Below are 23,376 nucleotides of genomic sequence, written 5' to 3'. Positions count from 1 at the left end.
GGCTAGCCGATCACCACCCGAGGACGGCTGCGGACGGCATCCGAGATTCTCAGCAGCAGCGCGACGATCAGCCAGTTGGCGACCAGCGATGAACCGCCGGCGGCGAGGAAGGGGGTCGTCAGTCCGGTGAGGGGGATGATCCTGGTCACGCCGCCGACCATGATGAACACCTGCAGCGCGATCGTGAAGGAGAGCCCGGTCGCCAGCAGCTTGCCGAAGTCGTCCTGGCCGGCCAGTCCGATGCGGATGCCGCGGCTGGTGAAGACCATGTAGAGGCAGAGGATCGCGAAGACGCCGATCAGGCCGAGCTCCTCGCCGAGGCTGGCGAGGATGTAGTCGCTCTGCGACAGCGGCGTGATGTACGGCCGGCCCTGGCCGAGGCCGGTGCCCACGAGCCCGCCCTGGGCCAGGCCGAAGATGCCCTGCACGAGCTGATAGCTGCCGCCCGCGCGATCGATGACCTCCGGGTTGAAGGCGTCGAGCCAGTTCGAGAACCTGCCGCCGACGTAGGGCAGCACCCTGGAGGCCAGGAACGCGCCCGCGGCCGCGAGCACGACGCCGATGATGACCCAGCTGGTCTTGCCCGTCGCGACGTAGAGCATCGCGACGAACATGCCGAAGATCAACAGCCCGGTGCCGAGGTCGCGCTGCAGCACGATGATGCCGAGCGAGATGAGCCAGATCACCAGCAGCGGACCGAGCTCGCGCGCGCGGGGCCACGTCATCCCGAGGAAGCGGGTCCCGACCGCGGTCAGGCTTTCCCGGGTGCGCACCAGGTAGCCGGCGAAGAAGATGGCCAGGGAGATCTTGGCCAGCTCTCCCGGCTGGAACGAGAAGAAGCCCAGCGACACCCAGACGTCTGCGTTGGCGTCGGTGCCGAGACCGGGGATGATCGGCAGGATCAGCAGCACGATGCCGGCGAGCCCGAAGATGTAGGTGTAGCGGAACAGCACGCGGTAGTTTCGCAGCAGGATCACGATCGCGATGGCCCCGACGATGGCGATCGCCGCCCAGGCGAGCTGCTTGGTCGAATAGGCGTCCCAGCCGCCCAGCTCGACGGCGATGTCGATGCGGTAGATCATCGCGATGCCGAGACCGGTCAGGATCGTGGCGATCGGCAGGACGAATGGATCCGCGTCCCGCGCGAAGAGGCGCAGCACGATGTGCATCGCCAGCACCAGCACGATCAGCGCGCCGCAGTAGAAGAGGAATGCCGCGTCGATCGCGCCCATCGTGCCCAGCTGGACGAGGGCGATCGCCGAGCCGTTGACCAGGAACGCGAAGATCAGCAGGAAAAGCTCGCGGTTGCGCTGGGTCTGCGGAACGCGGATGCGCCGCAGCGCCCGCAGCACCGCCGTATCGGTCGAGGGCGAGTCCTGTCCGGACGGCTTCGTGGTGTTCGGCGCCGCGGTCATCCGTTCGCCTCCGCCGCATCACGCAGGCGCACGACGATCGCCTCGGCGTCCGCGAGTGAGCGCGCCGAGATCGTCCGCTCCACCGTCGCCCTGCTGAAGGAGGGCAGATCGGCCAGGAGGATCTCGGTGTCCTCGTGCGGAGTGGACAGCGAGATCGGCCCGATGTTCTGCTGGATGCCCTGGAAGATCACGACGGTGTCGTCGTCGGCGCCCACGAAGTAGCGCGTCTGCGTCCAGCTGTAGGCGGCGAACAGCAGTGCGGCGATGAGCGCCAGCACCACCACCAGACCCACGATCCAGCCGATCCGGCGCCGCTTGGCCCGACGCCGGTCCTCCTCGATGAGCTCTTCGAGGAACTCGGCCGCCGGCTCGAAATGCGTCGGCTCGTTCGCCGCCTGACGGTTCGGGTGCAGCCATCCGCTGCGCCCGGAGCGCGCCGCCGGCACCTCGATGCCGGTCGGGTTGGACGCCGAGCCCACGATCGTGGGTGTTCCAGAGAAGAGCGGATGCTGCCCTCCGACGTCCACCAGGACGATGGTGACGTTGTCCGGGGCGCCGCCGTCCAACGCCTGCTTCAGAAGGATGTCGGCGGTGCGTCCTGGGGCCAATCCGAGCCCGAGCGCCTTCGCGGTGTGCGGATCATCGACCACGCCCGACAGTCCGTCGGAGCACAGCAGCCACCGGTCGCCGTCCTGCGTCGGCATGATGAAGGTGTCCAGCTCGGGGTTGGGATCCATGTCGCCGAGCACGCGCATGAGCACCGAGCGCCGCGGGTGGTACCGCGCCTCCTCCGGTGTGATGCGGCCGGAATCGACGAGCCGCTGGACGAACGTGTGATCGGTCGTGATCTGGGTGAGCGCACCGTCGCGGTACAGGTAGATACGGGAGTCGCCGATGTGCGCGATCACGGCGTAGTCGTCGACCATCACCATCGCGCTCACGGTGGTGCCCATTCCGGCCAGCTCCGGCTTGACGTGCACCGTGTCGATCAGCTCGGTCGCGGCATCCGCGATCGCCGCCTGAAGCTCCCGCTCGGCAGCCGAGGTCGAATCGAACGGGTGATCCAGGCGCTCCAGGCGCATGATCGCCAGGCTCGAGGCGACATCGCCGCCGGCGTGCCCGCCCATGCCGTCGGCCACCGCGAACAGGTTCGAGCCGGCGTAGCCGGAATCCTGATTGTTGGAGCGCACCTTCCCGGTATGGGAGATGGCGGTGCTCGAGCCCTGGAAGACCATGAGGGAGGAGATGCTACTTCCGCAGCTCGAAGGTCGTGGCGCCGACCTTGATCGGGGCGCCGGTGACGACCGGGACGGGCGCGCTCACGCGGACGCCGTTGTGCCAGGTGCCGTTCGTGGAATCCAGATCCTGGATCATCCACTGCTCTCCCCACAGCACCAGGCGGGCGTGGTGGCTGGAGGTGTAGTCGTCGCGGATGACGAGCCCCGACTCGCTGGAGCGTCCGATCGTCAGGGGTTCGGTGCCCAGCGGCAGCTCGAGACCGGCCTTCGGGCCGCTGGTGATCACGATGCGCGACACCGCATCCGTCGTCGCGGGGCCGCCGGTGGCGGCGGATGGCCGCGCGGCGGTCGGGGTGACGGGCGCGGTGGCGGAGGCGCGCGGGCCAGCGGCGGCCGACGCCCCGGCCGAGCCGAGGGCCGCCGGTGCGGGGCCGGCGTCGGGCATGCGTCGCACCTTGACGCCGAACAGATCGGCGCGCAGGGAGTAGACGACCGCGAAGACGAAGAACCACAGCAGCACGAGGAACCCGATGCGCAGCAGCAGAAGGGTCAGTTCGCTCACCGGAGCGGACCCCCGTCCCGCAGATCGTAGGCGCGCGTGGCGTCAGCGGGCAGCTGCGGCTTCGGCGGTGCCGCCTGCGCCACGACCCGGAAGACGATGTCGGTGCGGCCGATCGTCACGGTGGAATCCGGCGCGAGCGCGGCCTCGGTGACCTTCCGGCCGTTCAGGAGCGTGCCATTGGTGGACTGCAGATCCCGGACCATCGCTCGCTCGCCGTCCCAGAGGATCTCGACGTGCTTGCGGCTCGTGCCGGCGTCGGAGATCGTGATGTCGGCGTCGCTGCCGCGGCCGATGACCGTGCGGGACTTCAGGAGCGGATGCCGCTTGCCCTCCACATCGACGACGCCGCGCCAGGCGACCCGGCCTTCGGCGGTCGCCGAGTCCACCCGGAGCGTGCCGGTGGAGAGTTGGTCGTCGCGCTCGAGCGCGATCGAGACGGGTCCGGCGAAGCTGTAGCCCTGCGACTTGGCGTGCTTGTGCACGAGGGTGTCGAGCTCTTCGCCCAGCGTGGTGCCCAGCGTGCGCATGCGCTCGTCATCGGCGGGCGAGAGCCGCACGGTGAAGGAGTTCGGAACCAGGATGCGGTCGCGCGTGACGACGACGGCCTTCTTGTCGAGCTCGCTGCGCAGAGCGGAGGCGATCTCGACGGGCTGGATACCGCTGCGGAAGGTCTTCGCGAACGCGCTGTTGACGGCGCGCTCGAGACCCTTCTCGAAGCTGTCAAGTAGTCCCACGCGACTCCTTAGGCAGGGCAGACCGGTTCGTACATGTTAGTTGCACAGTCTGTGTTGACCATGGACGCCCTCCATCATGGCGGTACGGCCTGTGGATGCTCGGATTCGAGGCGCGGGAAACTGCGTGATATCCTCGGGAAGTTGAGTTGCACAGGGCCTCCGGGCGCACCGCATCTCGCGCGAGTGGCGGAATAGGCAGACGCGCTGGCTTCAGGTGCCAGTGTCCGAAAGGACGTGGGGGTTCAACTCCCCCCTCGCGCACCAAAGGAAATGGGTCCCGATCGGGGCCCATTTCCGCGTCCGCCCCGAATCCTGCGCCTACTCGAGCATCGGGACGAGGGTCATCACGATCTCCTCGACCTCGCGGCCCACGCCGGGGGCGAAATCGACATCGCGCGAAACCTCGGTGAACCCCACTTTGGCGAGCACGGCACGGGATGCCGCGTTGTGCGTTGCCACGCGTGCGAACAGCGGTCGCTCGGCCTCGCGCGCGATCAGCAGCCGCAGCGCCTCGGTCGCGATACCCCGGCCCCAGGCATGCTTGGCGATCCAGTAGCTCACCTCGCGGTCGCCCTCGACGGTGAACGCGGCGATGGTGCCGGCGAAGCCGCCGTTCTCGGTGACGACGAGGCAGGCCACATCCGGCGCTGAGCGCTGCCGCGCGATCCACGCCTCGAACGCATCCCGGTCGTCGGGGTCGCTGGCCGTGAACGCCGCCGCCTGAACGGCGTCGCGGTCGCGCATCATCTCGAAGACGGCATCGAGGTCGTCATCCTCGAGCGGGTGCAGATCGATGTGGGCCACGGCGTCAGTCGATCCCATGCAGATCGCGGATCACGCTTTCGGCGAGCCTGCCGTCGCGTGCGGCGACGGCATCCCGGAATGCGGTGTAGCCCTCGGTCCGATCGATCGGGCATCCGACGAACGGCTGCCAGCCGTCCAGATTCCGGCGGAAGGCCAGTTCGGCCTCGTCCATGACGCGGATGAACACGACGTTGCGCGTGGCATGGGTGATGTGCTCGAAGAAGCGCGCGCTCGCGGCCAGGATGCCGGCGTGGTCATCAGCCCGGGAGGCGTCGAGGATGGCATCCGCGTACTGCACCGCCAGAGCAAGATCCTCGTCGCTGCACCGACGTGTCGCGATGCGCACTGCGTTGGCCATGAAATGGACGACGAACTCGTGGGTGTCGTGGTGGAGCCGCTCGTCGGGATCGGAGACCCGTGTGTACCGGTTCGGCGAGACCTCGACCAGCCCGGCGCGCTCCAGGCGCTGCAGTGCTTCGCGGACGGGTGTGCGGGAGACCCCGAGCCGCCCGGCCAGCTCCCGATCGCGGAGGCGCTCCCCGGGTGGAAGGCGTCCGTCGAGGATCGCCTCGCCGAGCACCGTGTAGACCTCGTCGCCCAGGACGGTTCCGCGCGGCGCGAGCGGAGCGAATTCGGTGGTCATGATCGGGTCCAGTGTACGTCCACCGATTCAGCCGCATACAGGCGAATCCACGCTCGTGGGAGGACTGATATATCGGTAGAGTGTGTGGTGTCACGCCTCGCGTGGCCTATCCGGGGGGATCCGTCGACGCCCGGGCTTCGAGTGCATTCGCTCAGCCCGGGCGGACGATGGCAGCACGGGCCGATCGCAACATTTGTGTCACCATTCTCGACACGTCCTGTTCCCTTTTCACGCAGTTTCGATAGCGTGATCGTGACTTGACGTACAGTGCGTCGAGCACCCCAAAGAACGGCATTACATGAGTACCCAGGGCACGGTCAAGTGGTTCAACGCGGAGAAGGGCTTCGGCTTCATCGCTCCTGATGACGGCGGCGCCGACGTCTTCGCGCACTACACCGCGATCCAGTCGGGCGGCTACCGCTCGCTTGAAGAGAACCAGCGCGTCGAATTCGAAGTCGCCCAGGGGCCCAAGGGCCTGCAGGCGGAGAACATTCGTCCGGTCTGAGGACCGACCGCGTGGCGCCCCGCGCCACGCCTGAGGGGCGATCGCGCCGGAGTTCCGACGGACTCAGTCTCGGTCGCCCCTCACCAATTCCATGCCCGCGCCCGCGAACTGGCGCAGCGTGGCATCCGGCAGGAACGCCCGCGTGAGCCCGGCGCCGATGCGGGTCAGATCGGTCTCGTCGCGGAACAGCAGGTACATGGTCTCGTAGCGCGGGTGGAACTTCTCCTTGAACTTGTGCAGCGAGCCGAAGCCGTAGACCGGCTCGAGGGTGCTGGCGAGCCACTCCGAGAGGCTCTTGATGGCTCCGGCGTCCGGCGGATAGTCGTGCGCGAGCGGCGCCCCGGAGAGGGAGAGCACCTGAGCACCCTCCTCGGAGAAGAACTTCGCGGACGAGCCGATGAGGAACTCCATCACCGGCCCGAAGCCGCCGTCCCGGCGCCGCATCAGATCCAGCGTCCACCCGTGCACCGCACCGTTCGGCCCGTAGACCGGCAGCCACGACAGGAATCCGTCGACGTCGCCGTTGGCCGCGATCGCCAGCGCGACGCGCACTTCGGGATCCTTCGCCTCGTCCAGGGTGCCCAGTGTGAAGCCCATCTCGGGCAGTCCCTTGTCGCCGACCCACATCTCGGAGATCGCGCGCAGCTGCTGCTGGATGCCCCACGTCTCATCGACCAGGCGTGACATCCGGAAGGTCACCTCTTCGCGCGCCGCCCGGTTGATGGCCGTGCGCACCGCTCCCCACGCCTTGCCGGTGAACTCGAGCCCGGGCAGATCGACGATCGTGTCATCGGCCACCACGATGCTGCGCCAGGACGCCGGCACTGCGGCCTTCGTCGCGTCGCTGGAGCTGAAGAAGCAGGGGACGAGACCGGCGCGCTCGGCCATCGTGATGAACTCGCGCACGGATCGGTCACGGGTGGACTCAGGGCCGAGTGGATCGGCGAGCACGATGGCGACGCCGGCGCGTCGCTGGTAGGCGACGATTCCGTTCGAGGTGCGTGCATAGCTGTTGCCGCCCCAGGTCGTCATCCACGAGAGCGTCCCGCCGCCGGATTGCCGCAGCGCCTGCTTCACGTCCTCCACCGAGGGCTCAGGGGGCGCACCGACGGTCGCCTTGCGATGGGCCCGGAACGCGCCGCGCACCCACACGAGGTAGACCAGGAGCATGAGCCACAGGGCGGACTGGGCGATGGCGACATTCAGGTCGCCGAGCGTCGAATCCAGCGAATCGGCGCCGAAGGCCAGCGCGAACACGATGATCAGCACGCCGCTGAGGACGTTTAAGGAAGCCAGGATGATGCTGATCACCCACGACCAACGCCGGCCGCGCCGCAGTCCGTTGGCGACGAGGAGGACGACCGCGACGTCCAGCGCGAGGTCGGTCCACGCCCCGCCGACCGCTTCGGTGTGCCCGAACGGCCCGTCCGTGGGAACCAGGAAGGTCAGGATCTCGATCGCGAGGAGGGCGAGGATCAAGGTGAAGGCGATCAGGCGCTGTTCGCGCAGCGTGGTTCGCTGAACCCGCAGCGACCGGTCGACCAAGAGCACGAGGACGACCGACATCGCATGCTCGAGGTCGGCGAGCGAGCCCCAGAAGAACAGCGCGACGAACACTCCGCCGAGGAGGATCACCCAGGCCCGCACGCGCCAGGGCGCAGCCAGCAGACCGGCGGCGGCGGCGATGCAGGCGAACGTGCCTCCGGAGGCCCCGACATCCAGGACGAGCGCCTGCTCCTGCGCCCACGGCCAGGGCAGGAGTGCGCTCACCCAGAGGAAGAGGGCGCTGGCGAAGATCGCGAACAGCTGCCCGACCCAGAAGTAGGCGAGCGCGACCAGCGATCCCCGCCGGAACTCCAGGTAGGCCATGCCGATGAAGGTGCTGATCGTGAGGATGTAGACCCAGGGCTGATTGATGAAGAACGTGCCCGTGAAGGGCGTCCACCAGCGGCCTTCGGACAGCGCGGGCAGGCCGTACGCCACCGAGTCGAACAGGGTGGAATCCTCGAACGGGCTCCACAGGCCGGCGGAGGCGACGCCGACGACGAGGATCACGGCGATGAAGATCAGTGTCGCCGGAATGCGCATTGCGACGCGGAGGACTGCGGGGCGCGGCTTGGTCGCGACGTCGGTCATGCCTTCACGATAGCGGCGCGAGCCCGCGGATCCGGCGGCACCGCGGGGGATCAGGCGCGTCCGAGCCGATCGAAATCCGCGAGCGCCTTCGCATCCTCCGCGTCGCGCATCGCGCGGCGCGCTGCGTCGAGTGCTTCGACGGGATCGGGTGCCTGGCGGGCCGATGCGAGTTCGCGATGCGCTGAGGCGAGCCGGGAGCGGGCGTCGGCTCCGGCGCGGGTCTGGAGGACGGATGCCTCGGCGTGGCCGATCGCGTTCCGGGCGGCCGCGAGTGTTCCGGGAAGCGCGGTGCGTGCCCCGCGGATGCGCTGCTGCGCCGTGCGGGCATCGCCGAGGGCCAGGTCGAGGCGACCTCGCAGGCGGGCGATCCCGTCGATGGTCCGAGCGGGCCGGCGCGCGGCATCCGTCTCCAGCGAATCCAGCTCCGCATCGATCGCACGCAGCTCAGCTCCGAGCCGATCCGCGTCTCCCGGCTCGAGCTGCTCCCGGATCGTGGCAGCCTGACGAAGCGCGGCGCGGGCGGCGGCGAACTCGCCCGGCACCGCCTGCGCTGCCTGCAGTGCGAGTCGGTGAGCCTCTTCGAGGACGCGGCCGTCCGCCTCGGCGCGCCGCAGGGCCCGTTCGGCGGCGGCGAGGTCCGGCAGCGCGCTGCGCGAGGGGTCGGCGGCCGCGCTCGCCGCGGTGGAGAGGTGTCGCTCGGCCTGTTCGGCATCCTCGACCGCGTCGCGAGCGGCGCGGGCGGCTTCGGCCCATTCCTCCTCGGCGAACTGCGAGGACAGCTGCGCGACGAGGGCGGCCGGATCCCCCATCGACGCGCGAAGGGTGCGCAGCCGCTCCTCGGCCGCGGCGACCTGCTGCGCTGCTGACACGTTCGCCTGCACCCAGCCGGAGTGCTCCGTCCGCGCCGCGGCGATGGAGGCCAGCGCGTCGGCAGCCCGCCGGGAGATGCGCGCCGAGACGCGCTTGATCTCGTCGGGGGAGGCATCGGACCCCGAGATCGCCCGGTACTCCTCGAAGGACGTGTCGCGCACATGCTGCGAGGTCAGGCGCGCCCGGCGCAGCGACGTCGGCGCGCCGCCGCCGTAGAGCGCTCCGGACAGTCCGACCTCGAGGTCGAGCTCGTCGACGGCGTCGTCGAGGCGCACGAGCGTCGCGCCTGCCCCGGCGCGTTGGGCTTCGGCGGCTGCCCGCGCACGCGGCGAGCGACGCGCGCGGCGCAGCGACCAGACCAGTGCGACCACTGCGATGGCCGCCACCCCGAAGACCACCAGCGCGGGGACCACCCACGCCAGCACGTCACCGTTCGTCTCAGGCATCGGTGTCCGGGATCAGTACGAGGTCGCGGAGCTCCTCGACGGTGTCGACCGCCGCCTGGGCGCCTTCGGACTCGTGCGGCCAGCTGAATCCCCAGCGGACGAAGATGGCGGGGACGCCGTTGGCAGCCGCCCCGTCGACATCGTGGCGGCGGTCCCCGATCAGCACCGGACGGCTGATGTCCACGCCGGCGGCGGACAGGCGTCGAAGCGCCTCGGCGACGATGTCGGCCTTCGCTCCGAGCGTGCGCTCGTCCGGGGTCGCCCCGACGATCGTGGCGAAATCAGGCGTCAGACCGAAATGGTCCATCAGCGCCTGCACCTGCACCTCGGGCTTCGAGCTGGCGGTCGCCTGCGGCACCCCGGCGGTGTGGATCTCGGCGATCAGCTCGGCGACGTGGTCGTACACCCGTGCGCCTGTCGTGTAGCCGTCGGCCTTGCCGAGCACGCGGTAGTAGGCCACCGCCTCGGTCGCCTGATCGGGAGTCATGCCCCCGGTCACCTGGAACGAGTCGAACATGGGCGGCCCGATCCAGTGGACGAGCTCCGCGCGGGTCGGGGCCGGACGGCCGAAGTGCTCGAGCGTGATGGTCAGGCGCCGCAGGATCCCGTCCGACGCGTCGATGATCGTCCCGTCGACGTCCCACAGGATGCATGTCCACGGTGATCGATTCCCCATGGGCACAACGCTACCTGTGCCTAGAACAACCTCGGAGCGCCGGACTGCACGCCCTTCATGCCGTCGTAGTCCAGCGTCACGCAGCGGATTCCGCGGTCCGCCGCGAGGACCCGCGCCTGCGGCTTGATCTCCTGCGCGGCGAACACGCCGGTCACCGGGGCGAGGTGGGGATCGCGACCGAGCAGCTCGAGGTAGCGCGTCAGCTGCTCCACCCCGTCGATGTCGCCGCGGCGTTTGACCTCCACGGCGATCGTCCCACCCGCAGGGTCCCGCAGCAGCAGATCGACCGGGCCGATCGCGGTCGGGAACTCCCGGCGCACCAGGGTGAGGTGCTCGCCGATCACCTCGACCTGTTCGGCGAGCAGCCGCTGCAGGTCGGCCTCGACACCGTCCTTGATGAGACCGGGGTCCACGCCGAGTTCATGCGCGGAGTCGTGGAGCACCTCGTGGATGTGCACCAGCAGGGCATCCCCGCTCTTGGCGTGCGTGACCCGCCACTGCTGGGTGACGCCGTCGGCGATGGCATCCGCGTCGGGGACTTCGACCGACAGCGTGCACGGGGGGCTCATCCAGTTCAGCGGCTTGTACGACCCGCCGTCCGAGTGCACCAGCAGGCTGCCGTCGCCCTTGTGGACCAGCAGGCGCGTCGCCAGCGGCAGGTGCGCGTTGAGGCGACCGGTGTAATCCACCGAGCAGCGGGCAATGACGAGGCGCACCCGACGAGCCTAACCGTCCGTCCGGGTGGGGATCAGTGTCCGTGCGAGTGGCCGGCGCCGACGGTGGACCCGGCGATCGGCTTGGCGGCGGGGGAGGCGATGCCGGATGCCACGATCAGCGCGACCAGGATGTACAGCGTGTTCAGCAGGCCGATGTGCTCGCTGATCAGGCCCAGCAGCGGCGGACCCGCGAGGAACGCGATATAGCCGATCGTCGCGGTGGCGCTCACGCGGGCCGCTGCGCGGGCGGGGTCATCGGCGGCGGCGGACATGCCCAGCGGGAAGCCGAGCGAGACGCCTGCGCCCCACAGCGCCGCGCCGACGAAGACCAGCGGCAGCGACGGCGCGAGGATGAACAGCAGCAGGCCGATCGTGGCGGTCACCGCCAGGACGCGCAGCGTGGCCACGCGCCCGAAGCGATCCACGAGGGGGCCGCCGAACATGCGCACCACGGTCATGCTGACCGAGAAGACGGCCAGGCCCGCGGCCCCGAGTGCGGGATCGGCACCGTGGCCCTCCACGACCCCGAGCGCGAGCCAGTCGTTGGCGCCGCCTTCGGCGAAGGCCATCCCGAGCATGATCACGCCGAGCGCGTAGGTGCGCGGTTCGCGCCAGGCCGACAGCGTGATGCTCAGACGCTCGCGCCACCCGAGCTTCTCGCCCGTCTCCGCCGGAACCACCTCGTCCTCGGTGGCCGGCACGTTGGCGACGCTGACGAACGCGATGACGACGATGAGCGCGGCCATCACGCTGAGGTGGACCAGCACGCCGGCGCCGATCGCGATCGCCAGGACGCCCAGACCCGCACCGAGCACGGTGCCGAAGCTGAAGAACGCGTGGAACAGCGGCAGGATCGTCTTGCCCGAATGCTTCTCGATGGCGGCGCCTTCGACGTTCATCATGACATCGACGGCGCCGTTGCCGAATCCCCACAGCAGCAGCCCCACCGTCACGACGATCGGCGAGGCGAACACCTCCGCCCCGATGCCGATGACGGCGACGCCGAGACCGAAGAGGATCATCGCGCCGAGCATCCCGCGCCGTGCGCCGAAACGGGCGAGGATGACCGAGCTGACCGTGACGCCCAGGATCGAGGCGATCCCGCCGGCCAGGAGCATCAGACCAAGCTGAGCGTTGTCGACCCCGATCTCGTCCTTGATGTCCGGGACGCGCGCGGCCCAGGTCGCGATCGACAGGCCGCTGGCCAGGAAGATCGCGAAGATCGCCGTCCGCCACCGCACGTACTGGGATCGGGTCATCGTCGAGTCCATGACGACAAGCGTACCGAATCGATTCGACGCGCGGAAACGGGCCGGGTACGATCAGTCGCATCATGAGTGCCCGCAGAGCAACGATCACCGACGTCGCCCGGCAGGCGGGCGTCTCGCCGTCCACGGCGTCCGTCGTGTTCAGCGGCAAGACACCGGTCTCCGACGCGACGCGCCTTCGGGTGCTCGAGGCTGCCGCCGAACTGGGGTACACCGGACCCGATCCCCGGGCGGCGTCGCTGCGGCGTGGCCGATCGGGCATCGTCGGAGTGGTGTTCGAAGAACATCTGGGAACGGTGTTCCTGGACCCGGTGAAGACGCGGATGATGGACGGCCTCGCAGACGGGGTCGCCTCCCTGGGCGCGGGCCTGCTGCTCCTGCGCGACGACGTCTCGCAGGGCGCCGGACCGCACGGAGCGCAGCCCACGCTCACCACGGCTCCACTGGATGCGGCTGTCCTCGTCGGGTGCAGCGGCATGCTCAGAGAGTCGCTGGCGGTGGTCCGCTCCCGCGGGATTCCCGTCGTGGTCATCGAGGGCGACGCCGGAGACGGGGTTCCGCGCATCGAGCTGGACAACCGCGAGGCCCAACGCCAAGCCGCCAGCCACCTGAGGAGCCTGGGCCACGACCGGGTCGCGATCGTCACCCTGCCGCTGCGGACGGGGCGCGGTCGCGGCCGGCTCGAAGACGGCGAATCGATCACGATCGACGTCACCCGCGAGAGATTGGCCGGAGCGCGGGATGTGTATCCGGATGCCGCGGTGTTCGCGTCCGCCGGGAGCTTCATCGACGAGGGGCTGGCCGCCGGCCGTGCACTGTTCTCCGTCGACGGACCCCGCCCGACCGCAGTCCTCGCGCAGAGCGACCTGCTGGCAGCCGGGGTGATCCGCGCCGCGGAGGAGGCGGGTCTCCGGGTGCCGGAGGATGTCAGCGTCACCGGGTTCGACGGGATCGTGGTGGACGGGCTCGCCCCGTACGAGCTGACCACCCTCGTCCAGCCGGCCGCCGACAAGGGGCGCGCCGCGGGCATGGCCGTCGCGGCGATGCTGGCCGGCGAGGACGCGGCATCCATCCGCTTCACCTGCGTGTTCCGCGAGGGGAACACGACCGCGGTCGCTCCCTGACGGGGAGCAGCTTCCAGGCTCCCCGTAGAATGGGAGTCGACCCCGATCGCCCGTGCCCCGCTCCTGAGCCGTCCGGCCGACGACAACGAGGAGGCCGCCCATGCTGGTGATTCTCGCTGCGTTCGCCATCCTGCCGATGCTGCTGCCCTGGCTCGTCGGGCGCATCGGCGAACGAGCGTTCTACGTCGCCGCGCTGCTGCCGATCGCCGCCTTCGTACAGGCCGCGATCCAGACGCCGGCCGTGCTGGCCGGGAACATTCCCTTCGAGGCATTCAACTGGATCCCACCGCTCGGCATCGAGCTGTCGATGCGGATGACCACGCTGTCGTGGGTGATGACGCTGATCGTCACCGGCGTCGGCGCGCTCGTGATGGTCTACTGCCGCTGGTACTTCCGGGGCAAGACCGAGGGCCTGGCGCAGTTCTCCGCCGTCCTGCTCGCGTTCGCGGGCGCCATGTACGGACTCGTGCTCACCGACGACCTGGTCGTGCTGATCATGTTCTGGGAGATCACGAGCGTCCTGTCCTACCTCCTCATCGGGTACTACAACCGCCGCTCCGCCAGCCGCCGCGCCGCGCTCCAGGCGCTGCTGGTCACCAGCCTCGGTGGGCTCGTCATGCTGATCGGCGTGGTGCTGATGGTCGTGCAGACCGGCACCTCCAGCATCTCCGCGATCCTCGCTGCGGCGCCCACCGGCGCGGTCGTGGACGCGGCGCTGGTGCTGATCCTGGTCGGCGCGCTCAGCAAGTCCGCGATCTTCCCGTTCCACTTCTGGCTCCCCGGTGCGATGGCCGCACCCACGCCGGTCAGCGCCTACCTGCACGCCGCGGCGATGGTCAAGGCGGGCATCTACCTGATCGCCCTGTTCGCGCCGGTGTTCGCGGGGGCGGGACCATGGCGTCCGATCGTCGTCGGGCTCGGCGTGTTCACGATGCTGCTCGGCGGCATCCAGGCGCTGCGGGAGAGCGACCTCAAGCGCATCCTCGCGTTCGGCACCGTGAGCCAGCTCGGCTTCCTGACGATCGTGCTCGGCTATGGAACGCGGGATGCCGCGCTCGCAGGCCTCGCCCTTCTGATCAGCCACGCCCTGTTCAAGTCGGCGCTGTTCCTGGTCGTCGGCGTCATCGACCGCCAGCTGTCCACCCGCGACATCGATGAGCTCAGCGGTGTCGGGCGGCAGGCGCCGGTGATGGCGACCTTCACCACGATCGCCATCGCTTCGATGGTCGGCATCATCCCGGCGATCGGGTTCGTCGCCAAGGAAGGCATCCTCACGGCGTTCCTGCACGAAGCGGCCGGAGGGGCGGCCTGGGGCATCGTCGGGCTCATCGGGATCATCCTGGGGTCGATCCTGACGGCCGCGTACGGCATCCGCTTCCTCTGGGGGGCGTTCTGGACGAAGAAGGATGCCGAAGGCGCCGCGCTGCCGGCTACCGCGTGGCCCGATCCGCCGATCGGCTTCCTGGCTTCGCCGGTGCTGCTGGCATCGCTGACGATCATCGCCGGGCTCGCGGCGCCGCTGCTGGATGTCGTCCTCAGTCCCTACGCCGACCTCGCGCCGCTGTCGACTCCGGGGGTCGCGGCGCCCGAGCATCCGGCCCATCTCCTCCTCTGGCACGGCTTCGAGCCGGCGCTGTGGATCTCGCTGGCCACGATCGTCGTCGGCGCCGGCCTGTTCTGGCTCACCGCGCTGGCTCCCTCGGCGAAGGCGTGGACGAAGCGGATCACCCCGTTCACGTCGGCAGACGTGTACAACGCGTCACTGCGCGGCATCGCCCGCGTGTCGGTCGTGGTCACCGGGCTCACCCAGCGCGGATCACTACCGGTGTACGTCGGCACGATCTTCGTCGTCTTCGTCGCCGCCGAAGGCACCGCGCTCCTGGCCGGCACCGAATGGCGCGCGCAGCTGGACGCGTATCAGACGCCGATGCAGCTGGTGGTCGCACCCATCATGATCGCCGCCGGGCTCGTCGCGGTGCGGGCGCGGAAGCGCTACAGCGGGGTCGTGCTCGTCTCGGTGACGGGACTGGGCATGGTGCTGCTGTTCGCCACGAGCGGCGCGCCGGATCTCGCGCTCACCCAGATCCTCGTCGAGACGGTCACGCTCGTGGCGTTCGCCCTCGTGCTGCGGCGCATCCCGTCCCGGATGGGCGAGCACAACGCGTCGGTCTGGCCCGTCGCGCGGGCGGTGCTGGCCGCAGCGGTCGGTGCGACCATGGCGCTGGTGGCGCTGGTGGCCACCGCTGCGCGAACCGCGACGCCGATCTCGGATGCGTTCCCCACGCTCGCCTACGAGCTCGGGCACGGCAGGAACGTGGTCAACGTCGCACTGGTCGACCTCCGCGGGTGGGACACGATGGGCGAGCTGTCGGTGCTGATCCTGGCGGCGACCGGCGTGGCCTCGCTGGTGTTCGTCACCCATCGCGCCGACACGCTCTCCATGTCCACGGCGCCGTTGCCGCCGGCGGCCTCCCGTACCCGGCGTCCGCTCGTGGAGACCTCGGAGGGGGTGCGCCCGCGCGGCGAGGCGACCGGCACCCAGCGCATGGCGTGGCTCGTGGGCGGTCAGCGCGTGCGACCGGAGAACCGGTCGATCATGCTCGAGGTGATCGTGCGGATCCTGTTCCACTCGATCATCATCGTCTCGCTGTACCTGCTGTTCGCCGGCCACAATCTGCCCGGCGGCGGGTTCGCGGGCGGACTGGTGGCGGGCATGGCGCTGGTGATGCGATACGTCGCCGGCGGACGCTACGAGCTGGGCGCGGCGGCCCCGACCGACGCCGGGCGTCTGCTCGGAGCGGGCATGACCCTCGCCGTCGCCTGTGCCGTGGTGCCGCTGCTGTTCGGACTCTCACCGCTGACCAGTTCGTTCTGGGAGTGGGAGATCCCGGGCATCGGCCACGTCGAGTTCGTCACCTCGACCCTGTTCGACATCGGTGTGTACCTCGTCGTCATCGGACTCGTGCTGGACGTGCTGCGCAGCCTCGGCGCGGAGGTCGACCGCCAGGCGCTCGAACTGCGCGAGACCAGTCCCGAGAGCGGGGTGCGCGCGTCATGAACGTCTCCCTCGTGCTGATCGTCGTGATGGCGGTGCTCTTCGCCTGCGGTGTGTATGCGATGCTCGAGCGCAGCCTCACGCGCGTGCTCATCGGCTTCCTGCTCCTGGGAAACGCGACCAACCTGCTGCTGCTGATCGTCATGGGCCAGCCCGGCGTGGCTCCCTTCTTCGGATCGGCTTCACCGGATGAGATGTCGGATCCGCTCCCTCAGGCGCTCACCCTCACCGCGATCGTCATCACCTTCGCGATCTCGGCGTTCCTGCTGGCCCTGATCTACCGGTCCTGGCAGCTGGGTCAGGCCGACACGGTCGAGGACGACGCCGAGGACATCGCGCTTCGCGACCGCAGTGTCGAGACAGAAGACACCCTCGACGACGAGGCCGAGCTGATCGGCGACGACTCCACGACCGACTTCGTCGGCCTCGACACCGCACCGATCACGGTGCTCGGCAGCCGGGACTTCGCCTGGCTGCGCGACGACGCTCCCACCGATCGCCCGGACCGCGGACGCGGATCCGGCCCCGGCACGCGTGCCGACGAGCCGAAGCGAGGTGAGGACGAATGAACTTCAGCGCCCTCGTCCCCCTCCTCGTGACCCTGCCGCTCCTGGGTGCGGCCATCGCACTGATCGCCGGGCGGCACCGCCGAACGCAGATCGCTGTGTCGATCGCGACCCTGACCATCGTGCTCGCGATCGCCGCCGTGCTGCTGGTGGTCGTGGATGCGGGCGATGCACCGATCGCGGTCTCGGTCGGCGGCTGGCCGATCCCGTTCGGGATCGTGCTGTACGTCGACCGGCTGGCGGCCCTGCTGGTCGTCGTCTCGAGCGTCGTCCTGCTGGCCGTGCTGTTCTTCTCGGTCGGGCAGGGCGCCGCCGACAACGATGATGACACGCCGGTGTCGATATTCCACCCGTCGTACCTGATCCTTGCTGCGGGCATCTTCACCGCGTTCATCGCCGGTGATCTGTTCAATCTCTACGTCGGATTCGAGATCCTGCTCGTGGCCTCCTACGTGCTGATCACGCTCGGCGGCACGGAGTCGCGCATCCGAAGCGGTGTGGTCTACATCGTCGTATCGCTCGTGTCCTCGATCCTGTTCCTGGCGGCGATCGCAGTCATCTACGGCGCACTCGGTACCGTGAACATGGTGCAGATCTCGGAGCGCATGGTCGAGCTGCCGCAGCAGACCCAGACCGTGCTCCACGTGCTGCTCCTCCTGGCCTTCAGCATCAAGGCGGCCGTCTTCCCGCTCTCGTTCTGGCTGCCGGACTCGTACCCGACCGCGCCGGCACCGGTGACCGCCGTCTTCGCCGGCCTGCTGACCAAGGTCGGCGTCTACGCCATGATCCGCACCGAGACGGAGCTCTTCCGCGACAACGACGTGAACACGCTGCTGCTGGTGGTCGCCCTCGCGACGATGATCGTCGGGGTCCTGGGTGCGCTCGCCCAGGCCGAGCTCAAACGAATACTCTCGTTCACCCTGGTCAGTCACGTGGGCTACATGGTGTTCGGTCTGGCGATCGCCACACCGGCGGCGATCGGCGCGACCATCTACTACATGGTCCATCACATCGTCGTGCAGACCACCCTGTTCCTGGCCGTCGGTCTCATCGAGCGTCGTGCCGGCAGCACGTCGATCCTGCGCGTCAAGGGACTCATGCGGGCCGCCCCGGTGATCGCGGTGCTCTACTTCATCCCCGCCGTCAACCTCGGGGGGCTGCCGCCGTTCTCGGGATTCATCGGCAAGTACGCCCTGTTCGACGCGGCGGCCGAGGTCGGTACGCCGCTGATGATGGTGCTGATCGTGGCCGGCATCGTGACGTCGCTGCTCACGCTCTATGCGCTGATGCGGGCGTGGAACCTCGCCTTCTGGCGCGAGGAGGACGACTCGGCGGAAACGGAGGCGCGCATCTCGTACCTGGGTGCGTCGCCGGCGGCCGCCGTGGAGACCGAGCGCCGCGTCATCCCGCGCATCATGACCGCGGCGACCGCGGGGATGGTCGCGGTGACCGTCGCCCTGACGATCTTCGCCGGGCCGCTGTACGACGTGTGCGCCCGCATCGGCGCCGCGCTCCTGGAACCGGTCAGCATCTCGCAGCTCGAGGACGAGGCGGGACGATGACCGCGCCGATCCACCACACCTCCCGCGCCGATCACAGCGCCGCCAGCACCGCGGGCCGCCCGGCACGCCAGCCCGGAGACGGCGCGGGTGCCGCCAAGCGAGGCGTGCTCGCGCAGGTCTGGCGTCAGCTGCCGTTCTTCGTCTGGCTCATCGCCCTGTGGATGCTGCTGTGGGGTCAGTTCACCGTGCTGGCCTTCATCACCGGCCTCATCGCTGCGATCGCCGTCACCCGCGTGTTCCGACTGCCGCCGGTCGAGCTCTCCGGCCGGGTGAACCTCTGGTACGGGCTGGTCTTCGTCCTGGAGTTCATCGCGTCGCTGGTCAAGGGATCCTTGATCGTCGCGTGGCAGGTGCTGGATTTCCGGCGTCAGCCCGGCACCGCGATCATCGCCGTTCCCCTTCGCACGGACGACGACCTGATCATGACGCACACCGCCGTGACAGCGTCCCTCATCCCGGGGTCGCTCATCGTCGATGCCGATCGCGACCGGCGGATCCTCTACCTGCACGTGATCGGCGTGCGCGACGCGGCGGACATCGAGAAGCAGCGTGAGAGCGTGCTGCACTGGGAGCAGCGCATCGTGATGGCGGTGGGCTCGCGCGCCCAGATGGCACTGTATCGCCCGACTCGCTCCGCGTCGTCGGAGACACCGCAGCCGTCGCGGAAGGGAGGGACATCATGAGCATCCTGCTCGTCGTGATCTACGTGGTCTTCGCGATCGCCGCGCTCCTGACGCTGTGGCGCATCGTCAAAGGACCCTCGATCCTGGATCGGGCCGTCGCATCCGATGTCCTGCTCACGCTCGTGATGTGCGTGCTGGGTGCCGAGATGGCCATCAATCACCACACCCGCACGCTGCCGGTGCTGCTGATCATCGCGGCCGTCGGCGTGTTCGGATCGATCTCGATCGCGCGGTTCGTCGCGCGGAAGGACAACGTGGACCAGTGAACATGGACGAGATCCTGGATGTCGCGGCGCTGATCCTCATCCTGATCGGAGCGCTCCTGTGCCTGACGGCGGCGATCGGGCTGCTGCGCTTCCGCGACGTCCCGACCCGGCTGCACGCGGCGACCAAGCCGCAGGTGCTCGGCCTGATCCTGATCTGCCTGGCGATCGCGCTCTCGCTGCGGTCGTGGCCGGTCGTCGCCTTCCTCGTGCCGGTGGTGCTCTTCCAGCTCGCGACGGCGCCCCTTTCCGCCCACATGGTGGGACGGCAGGCCTACCGCAACGGGACCATCGACGAGCGGTCGCTCCTGGTGGACGAGCTCGCCGACTCGAAGCGGACTCCGCCGGCGGCCGGCGGCTGATCCTGCAGGATCAGTACCAGTTGACCGACTGGGAGTGGCCCCACGCCGAGCACGGTGTGCCGTAGACGGCGGAGATGTAGTCCAGTCCCCAGGCGATCTGGGTGGTGGCGTTGGTCTCCCAGTCCGAGCCGAAGGACGCCATCTTCGAGCCGGGGAGCGCCTGGGGGATGCCGGTGGCGCCGCCGCCCTCGTTGTAGGCCTGGTAGTCCCAGCCGGACTCCTTCTGCCAGAGCGAATCCAGGCAGGAGAACTGGTCGTCGCCCCACCCGTACTGCGATGCGGCGAGGCTGCGCGCCGTGGCACGGGCACCGTCGGGCGTGTTGGCCTGGGCGAGCGCCTCGGCGGCGGCTGCCTGTGCGGCCGCTTCCGCCGCTGCGGCATCCGCGGCCGCCTGCGCCGCCGCAGCGGCGTTGTACGCCGTCAGGGAGGCTGACACCTCGACGGATGCAGCCTTCATCTGCGTCGTGAGCGCGCGCACGGATCGGGTGGACAGCGACGAGGAGTCGCTGAGCTCGTCGATCGCGGAGGCGAGGTGGGCGGTGTCGACCTTGCCGGCCGCGTTGCGCTCCACAGCGAGGGCGACCGTGACCTGGAACGCGGCGTCCTGGTCGATCGGGCGCTCCGCTGTCGGGGCGACCGTCGGGCTGAGCGCGGCGGGTGCAGGGGTAACGGCCATCGCGCTCGCGGCGCCGGCCGAGATGCCGCCGGCGGTCAGGATCGCTGCGGCGACGACGACGGGCAGGAGGGACTTCTTCGCTCGGTTCGCGGCACGCGCGCGGCTGAAAGTGCGAAAGCGCACAGGACTCCAATGATCGGTCTTCCCTGCAGAAGCCCACGACGGTGGGGGCAGAGGGCAGACCTGGATCGCGGAGCGATCGGGGAACCCGGGGGCAGGCTGAGGGTGCCGGAGCCGGACCTTCGGGAGGTCGGACCAACCCGTACACGGTAGGCGGCGAGTCTGGACGAGTTCTCCGAGAACCCTGTCCGTTGCGTGTCAGCGGGCGGGCATGAGGGTCAGCGTGTCGGTGGTCGCCGCCGCCACGGCGCTCTCACTGAACGCCCACGGCGTCAGGCGCACGTGCTGCCACGCCTCGGTCTGATCGATGTAGTTCGGATGGTACGCGTGGCCGCTCGTTCCGGTGAGGTGGTTCCAGCCCGAGGCGTCGAAGTCCGACAGGTCGACGACCATTCTCATCGAGGGCACCGTCACCGTCTGGAAGCCGCTGCCGATGGTCCATCCGGTCGCGTTGGCCACCGATGAGCCGCCGCCCACTGCGTACGGACCGCGATTGAACAGCATCTCGATCGCGGGGATGCCCGAGGAGCCGAAGGTGCCGCTGCGCAGTTCGAGTGCGTGCAGCGCACCCCAGTTCCAGCGCGCCGGATCATCGCCCTGCGCAGTCACGATCCGGTCATAGGCGGCGCGGGCTGCGTGGACGAGCATCTGCTCCTGCCCGTCCACATCCAGCGCGTCGTTCGTCCACCAGGGCGAGCCAGGATCATCGAGCAGGCGATCGACGACCAGGAACAGCCGTCCCTGATCCGCCACAGGGGCGGGGTGCGCGCGACCGTTCACGAACAGGTCCGTCACGAGCTGGTCCCAGAGCACGTTGGCGTAGGCCGCGGCATCCGAGTCCGCATCGTTCTGCGCGTCCCACGATCGCAGCAGATCCAGCGCCGCGTCGGGACCGCGCTCGCCGACCGAGATGTCGGCGTATGCGGAGGCCAGGCGCTTGCCGAAGAAGAACTCGTTGTCGGCCTGGATGTCGCGCATGTCCTCGGCGGTCAGCGGGCCGCCGGCTGCCGCGCGCTGGAGGAGATCGGTGATCCGGGCCGCGCGCCAACCGCAATCCCAGTCTCGGGTGAAGGCGTAGGGGTAGTCCTCGTCGACGATAGCGTTGTTGGCAGTCACGATGTAGCCCGCAGGCGGGTTGTAGACGACGGGCAATTCCTCAAACGGGACATACCCCTGCCAGTCGTACGCCGGATCCCAGCCGGGCTGCGGCATCGAACCGTCGCCGGCGCCGCGGACAGGCAGCTTCCCCGGTGACTGGTAGCCGATGTTCCCGTCGACGTCGGCGTAGATCAGGTTCTGCGCGGGCACGTCGAACTGCTCGGCAGCGGCGCGGAATCCCTCGAAATCCTGGGCGAGGTTGAGAGCGAAGATGGATGCCGCTGTCGGGCCGGGCTCCAACGCGGTCCACTCGAGGCTGACGGCAGACTCACCCGCCGGGGCATCGGCGGGCGCGGTGATGGCGCCGTCGGTTCCGACGTACGGATCCGCCGCGATCGCGTCGAACTCGGGCGTGAGTCCCGACACGATCGGTCCGTGGACGGTGGAGCGGATGTCGAGCTCGACGTCGTCGCCACCCGCGACGCGGATCGTTTCGGAGCGCCGCTCGAGTGGCACGAGGGCCCCATCACGCCAGTAGGAGTTCCCGTCGACCTTCTCGATGTACAGGTCGGTGACGTCGGTGGTCAGGTTCGTGAACCCCCACGCGATGCGGTCGTTGTGGCCGATGACGATTCCCGGGACGCCGGAGAAGCTGAAGCCCGACAGATCGAACCCGCAGTCCGCGTTCTTGACGCGGCACTTCAGACCCACCTGGTGCCAGACGCTGGGCATCGCGGCGCCGAGGTGAGGATCGTTGGCGAGCAGCGGCATGCCGGTCTCGGTGAGGTCGCCCGAGACCACCCAGGAATTGGAACCGATGCCCTCGCCGGCGCCGCCGATCAGTTCGCTGACCGCCTCGATCACGCTGTCGGCCCGGCGCGACGTGACGGTTGCGGATGCGGGCAGCTCATCGGCGCTCGATGCGTCGGCGCTCGAAGCGACGGCGGCCCGCGCGACGGGCGGGACGGAATCGGCCGGTGTGATCGACGGAACGATCACCGGGTTCTGATCGAACGGGTAGCCCGGGTACAGCTCGTCGATCTGCTCGGGGTCGAAGTCGGGGGCGATCAGCGCGCGGTCGGTCTCATCCTCGATGTTCGTCCGGAGGTCCCATGCCATGGCTTTCAGCCACGCGACCGAGTCGACCGCTGTCCACGGCTCGATCTCGTAGTCCGCGTTCTGGAGGCCGAGCACCGCGTACTCCAGCGACACGTCCGCCCCGCGGTGCTCGGAGAGGTAGGCGTTGACGCCGTGTGCGTAGGCGTCGTAATACGACCGCACCGTCGGATCGAGCGCATCCACCTCCTCAGCAGCGACCTCGTGCCAGCCGAGGGTGCGCAGGAACATGTCTGTGGGCACCTGCGACTCGCCGAACAGCTCGGCCAATCGGCCGCTGGTCACGTGGCGACGGAAGTCCATCTCCCAGAAGCGGTCCTGCGCGTGGACGTAGCCCTCGGCGAAGAAGAGATCGTCCGTCGTCGATGCGGTGATGGTGGGGATGCCCAGCGCATCGCGCTGGACGGTGACGTCGTCCCCCAGGCCCTCGACGCCGATCGAGCCGGACAGCTGCGGGAACGAGCGCTGGATCGTCCAGACGACGAAGCCGGCGGCGATCAGGGCGATCACGACGATGGCGGCCACGAGGCTGAACGCACTGATCCCGATGATCCGACCGACGGAGCGCCGCCGGGGTGGCGCAGCCGACCCGGCGGCGTGTGGCGTGAGGAGGGGTCCCGTACGGGGCTTCGACATTGAAGTTCTCTCGGTGTCACGGTGTCGGACCCGGTCCCGGTGGTCGTGGTCCTCGAGGCCGCGATTCGGGTCGCGGCGTCGGAAGGCATCGTAACCCGCCGC

Annotated in this window: 21 protein-coding genes and 1 tRNA gene; 9 read left to right on the top strand and 13 right to left on the bottom strand. The window is 69.3% G+C overall.

Annotation, left to right across the window (positions count from 1 at the left end; genetic code table 11):
* Window positions 1-2 precede the first annotated feature (2 nt).
* From BLT19_RS02225 to BLT19_RS02210, 4 genes are read right to left on the bottom strand one after another with little or no spacing between them, the layout of a single operon-like run.
* Window positions 3-1,415: an FtsW/RodA/SpoVE family cell cycle protein gene (locus tag BLT19_RS02225; RefSeq protein ID WP_091485591.1), complete on the bottom strand. Its 1,413-nt coding sequence runs from the start codon at window positions 1,413-1,415 to the stop codon at window positions 3-5.
* Window positions 1,412-2,650 (bottom strand): PP2C family protein-serine/threonine phosphatase, encoded by a 1,239-nt coding sequence (locus BLT19_RS02220; RefSeq protein WP_091485589.1) that lies wholly within the window; start codon window positions 2,648-2,650, stop codon window positions 1,412-1,414. The genes BLT19_RS02225 and BLT19_RS02220 overlap by 4 nt, the downstream gene beginning before the upstream one ends.
* Before the next feature lie 13 nt (window positions 2,651-2,663).
* Window positions 2,664-3,215 (bottom strand): FHA domain-containing protein FhaB/FipA, encoded by a 552-nt coding sequence (locus BLT19_RS02215; protein WP_091485586.1) that lies wholly within the window; start codon window positions 3,213-3,215, stop codon window positions 2,664-2,666.
* A complete protein-coding gene (locus tag BLT19_RS02210) occupies window positions 3,212-3,949 on the bottom strand; it encodes an FhaA domain-containing protein (RefSeq protein WP_091485584.1) in 738 nt (245 codons plus the stop codon). Before BLT19_RS02210 ends, BLT19_RS02215 begins: the two co-directional genes overlap by 4 nt.
* Window positions 3,950-4,126: 177 nt before the next feature.
* Here BLT19_RS02210 and BLT19_RS02205 point away from each other — a divergent pair.
* Window positions 4,127-4,213, top strand: a tRNA-Leu gene (locus BLT19_RS02205).
* Between the two features lie 54 nt (window positions 4,214-4,267).
* Here the strand turns inward: BLT19_RS02205 and BLT19_RS02200 are convergent.
* Window positions 4,268-4,753: a GNAT family N-acetyltransferase gene (locus tag BLT19_RS02200; protein WP_091493126.1), complete on the bottom strand. Its 486-nt coding sequence runs from the start codon at window positions 4,751-4,753 to the stop codon at window positions 4,268-4,270.
* 4 nt (window positions 4,754-4,757) lie between these two features.
* Window positions 4,758-5,396, bottom strand: coding sequence for a GntR family transcriptional regulator (locus BLT19_RS02195; protein WP_091485581.1), 639 nt, complete (start codon window positions 5,394-5,396; stop codon window positions 4,758-4,760).
* Between the two features lie 298 nt (window positions 5,397-5,694).
* Between BLT19_RS02195 and BLT19_RS02190 the strand changes: the two genes are divergently transcribed.
* Window positions 5,695-5,901 carry a cold-shock protein gene (locus BLT19_RS02190; RefSeq protein ID WP_091485579.1) on the top strand — a complete coding sequence of 69 codons (207 nt, stop codon included), beginning with the start codon at window positions 5,695-5,697 and terminating at the stop codon, window positions 5,899-5,901.
* Window positions 5,902-5,964: 63 nt separating this feature from the next.
* Here BLT19_RS02190 and BLT19_RS02185 read toward each other — a convergent pair whose 3' ends face one another.
* Genes BLT19_RS02185 through BLT19_RS02165 form a run of 5 tightly spaced genes read right to left on the bottom strand, consistent with a single transcriptional unit; the run spans window position 5,965 to window position 12,016 of the window.
* Window positions 5,965-8,037 (bottom strand): bifunctional lysylphosphatidylglycerol flippase/synthetase MprF, encoded by a 2,073-nt coding sequence (locus tag BLT19_RS02185; RefSeq protein ID WP_091485576.1) that lies wholly within the window; start codon window positions 8,035-8,037, stop codon window positions 5,965-5,967.
* Window positions 8,038-8,087: 50 nt separating this feature from the next.
* Entirely contained in the window at window positions 8,088-9,353 is a 1,266-nt protein-coding gene (locus tag BLT19_RS02180) for a coiled-coil domain-containing protein (protein ID WP_091485573.1), read from the bottom strand.
* The gene (locus BLT19_RS02175) at window positions 9,346-10,029 is read right to left on the bottom strand and encodes an HAD hydrolase-like protein (RefSeq protein ID WP_091485570.1); all 684 of its coding nucleotides are present in this window, start codon (window positions 10,027-10,029) and stop codon (window positions 9,346-9,348) included. Before BLT19_RS02175 ends, BLT19_RS02180 begins: the two co-directional genes overlap by 8 nt.
* Window positions 10,030-10,049: 20 nt before the next feature.
* Complete coding sequence (gene nucS, locus BLT19_RS02170; protein WP_091485567.1) at window positions 10,050-10,745, bottom strand: endonuclease NucS; 696 nt, start codon at window positions 10,743-10,745, stop codon at window positions 10,050-10,052.
* A 32-nt stretch (window positions 10,746-10,777) separates the two neighbouring features.
* Entirely contained in the window at window positions 10,778-12,016 is a 1,239-nt protein-coding gene (locus BLT19_RS02165) for an MFS transporter (protein WP_091485565.1), read from the bottom strand.
* 62 nt (window positions 12,017-12,078) lie between these two features.
* Between BLT19_RS02165 and BLT19_RS02160 the strand changes: the two genes are divergently transcribed.
* The 7 genes from BLT19_RS02160 (at window position 12,079) to mnhG (ending at window position 19,628) form a co-directional block, all read left to right on the top strand.
* Entirely contained in the window at window positions 12,079-13,137 is a 1,059-nt protein-coding gene (locus BLT19_RS02160) for a LacI family DNA-binding transcriptional regulator (RefSeq protein WP_091485563.1), read from the top strand.
* Between the two features lie 100 nt (window positions 13,138-13,237).
* Window positions 13,238-16,195 carry a Na+/H+ antiporter subunit A gene (locus tag BLT19_RS02155; protein ID WP_091485560.1) on the top strand — a complete coding sequence of 986 codons (2,958 nt, stop codon included), beginning with the start codon at window positions 13,238-13,240 and terminating at the stop codon, window positions 16,193-16,195.
* Window positions 16,192-16,761 carry a Na(+)/H(+) antiporter subunit C gene (locus BLT19_RS02150; RefSeq protein ID WP_091485557.1) on the top strand — a complete coding sequence of 190 codons (570 nt, stop codon included), beginning with the start codon at window positions 16,192-16,194 and terminating at the stop codon, window positions 16,759-16,761. The genes BLT19_RS02155 and BLT19_RS02150 overlap by 4 nt, the downstream gene beginning before the upstream one ends.
* Window positions 16,758-18,320, top strand: coding sequence for a Na+/H+ antiporter subunit D (locus tag BLT19_RS02145; protein WP_091485555.1), 1,563 nt, complete (start codon window positions 16,758-16,760; stop codon window positions 18,318-18,320). The genes BLT19_RS02150 and BLT19_RS02145 overlap by 4 nt, the downstream gene beginning before the upstream one ends.
* The gene (locus tag BLT19_RS02140) at window positions 18,317-19,003 is read left to right on the top strand and encodes a Na+/H+ antiporter subunit E (protein ID WP_091485552.1); all 687 of its coding nucleotides are present in this window, start codon (window positions 18,317-18,319) and stop codon (window positions 19,001-19,003) included. Before BLT19_RS02145 ends, BLT19_RS02140 begins: the two co-directional genes overlap by 4 nt.
* Entirely contained in the window at window positions 19,000-19,269 is a 270-nt protein-coding gene (locus tag BLT19_RS02135) for a monovalent cation/H+ antiporter complex subunit F (protein ID WP_091485549.1), read from the top strand. The genes BLT19_RS02140 and BLT19_RS02135 overlap by 4 nt, the downstream gene beginning before the upstream one ends.
* A gap of 2 nt (window positions 19,270-19,271) precedes the next feature.
* The gene (mnhG, locus tag BLT19_RS02130; RefSeq protein WP_091485546.1) at window positions 19,272-19,628 is read left to right on the top strand and encodes a monovalent cation/H(+) antiporter subunit G; all 357 of its coding nucleotides are present in this window, start codon (window positions 19,272-19,274) and stop codon (window positions 19,626-19,628) included.
* A 10-nt stretch (window positions 19,629-19,638) separates the two neighbouring features.
* Here the strand turns inward: mnhG and BLT19_RS02125 are convergent, their stop codons facing one another.
* Both BLT19_RS02125 and BLT19_RS02120 read right to left on the bottom strand, forming a co-directional pair.
* Window positions 19,639-20,427: an aggregation-promoting factor C-terminal-like domain-containing protein gene (locus tag BLT19_RS02125; protein ID WP_231917749.1), complete on the bottom strand. Its 789-nt coding sequence runs from the start codon at window positions 20,425-20,427 to the stop codon at window positions 19,639-19,641.
* 195 nt (window positions 20,428-20,622) lie between these two features.
* A complete protein-coding gene (locus BLT19_RS02120; RefSeq protein ID WP_172825575.1) occupies window positions 20,623-23,274 on the bottom strand; it encodes a penicillin acylase family protein in 2,652 nt (883 codons plus the stop codon).
* Window positions 23,275-23,376 lie beyond the last annotated feature (102 nt).

This window comes from Microbacterium pygmaeum (genome assembly GCF_900100885.1).
In the GTDB taxonomy this organism is placed as follows: Bacteria; Actinomycetota; Actinomycetes; order Actinomycetales; family Microbacteriaceae; genus Microbacterium; species Microbacterium pygmaeum.
This window is presented reverse-complemented; position numbering and strand designations above follow the sequence as displayed.

Coding starts and splice junctions, on each gene's coding strand:
- BLT19_RS02225 (WP_091485591.1), bottom strand. CDS start 1,415: ATGACCGCGGCGCCGAACACCACGAAGCCGTCCGGACAGGACTCGCCC.
- BLT19_RS02120 (WP_172825575.1), bottom strand. CDS start 23,274: ATGTCGAAGCCCCGTACGGGACCCCTCCTCACGCCACACGCCGCCGGG.
- BLT19_RS02175 (WP_091485570.1), bottom strand. CDS start 10,029: ATGGGGAATCGATCACCGTGGACATGCATCCTGTGGGACGTCGACGGG.
- BLT19_RS02135 (WP_091485549.1), top strand. CDS start 19,000: ATGAGCATCCTGCTCGTCGTGATCTACGTGGTCTTCGCGATCGCCGCG.
- mnhG (WP_091485546.1), top strand. CDS start 19,272: ATGGACGAGATCCTGGATGTCGCGGCGCTGATCCTCATCCTGATCGGA.
- BLT19_RS02165 (WP_091485565.1), bottom strand. CDS start 12,016: ATGGACTCGACGATGACCCGATCCCAGTACGTGCGGTGGCGGACGGCG.
- BLT19_RS02160 (WP_091485563.1), top strand. CDS start 12,079: ATGAGTGCCCGCAGAGCAACGATCACCGACGTCGCCCGGCAGGCGGGC.
- BLT19_RS02150 (WP_091485557.1), top strand. CDS start 16,192: ATGAACGTCTCCCTCGTGCTGATCGTCGTGATGGCGGTGCTCTTCGCC.
- BLT19_RS02180 (WP_091485573.1), bottom strand. CDS start 9,353: ATGCCTGAGACGAACGGTGACGTGCTGGCGTGGGTGGTCCCCGCGCTG.
- BLT19_RS02145 (WP_091485555.1), top strand. CDS start 16,758: ATGAACTTCAGCGCCCTCGTCCCCCTCCTCGTGACCCTGCCGCTCCTG.
- BLT19_RS02190 (WP_091485579.1), top strand. CDS start 5,695: ATGAGTACCCAGGGCACGGTCAAGTGGTTCAACGCGGAGAAGGGCTTC.
- BLT19_RS02140 (WP_091485552.1), top strand. CDS start 18,317: ATGACCGCGCCGATCCACCACACCTCCCGCGCCGATCACAGCGCCGCC.
- BLT19_RS02220 (WP_091485589.1), bottom strand. CDS start 2,650: ATGGTCTTCCAGGGCTCGAGCACCGCCATCTCCCATACCGGGAAGGTG.
- BLT19_RS02155 (WP_091485560.1), top strand. CDS start 13,238: ATGCTGGTGATTCTCGCTGCGTTCGCCATCCTGCCGATGCTGCTGCCC.
- BLT19_RS02195 (WP_091485581.1), bottom strand. CDS start 5,396: ATGACCACCGAATTCGCTCCGCTCGCGCCGCGCGGAACCGTCCTGGGC.
- BLT19_RS02185 (WP_091485576.1), bottom strand. CDS start 8,037: ATGACCGACGTCGCGACCAAGCCGCGCCCCGCAGTCCTCCGCGTCGCA.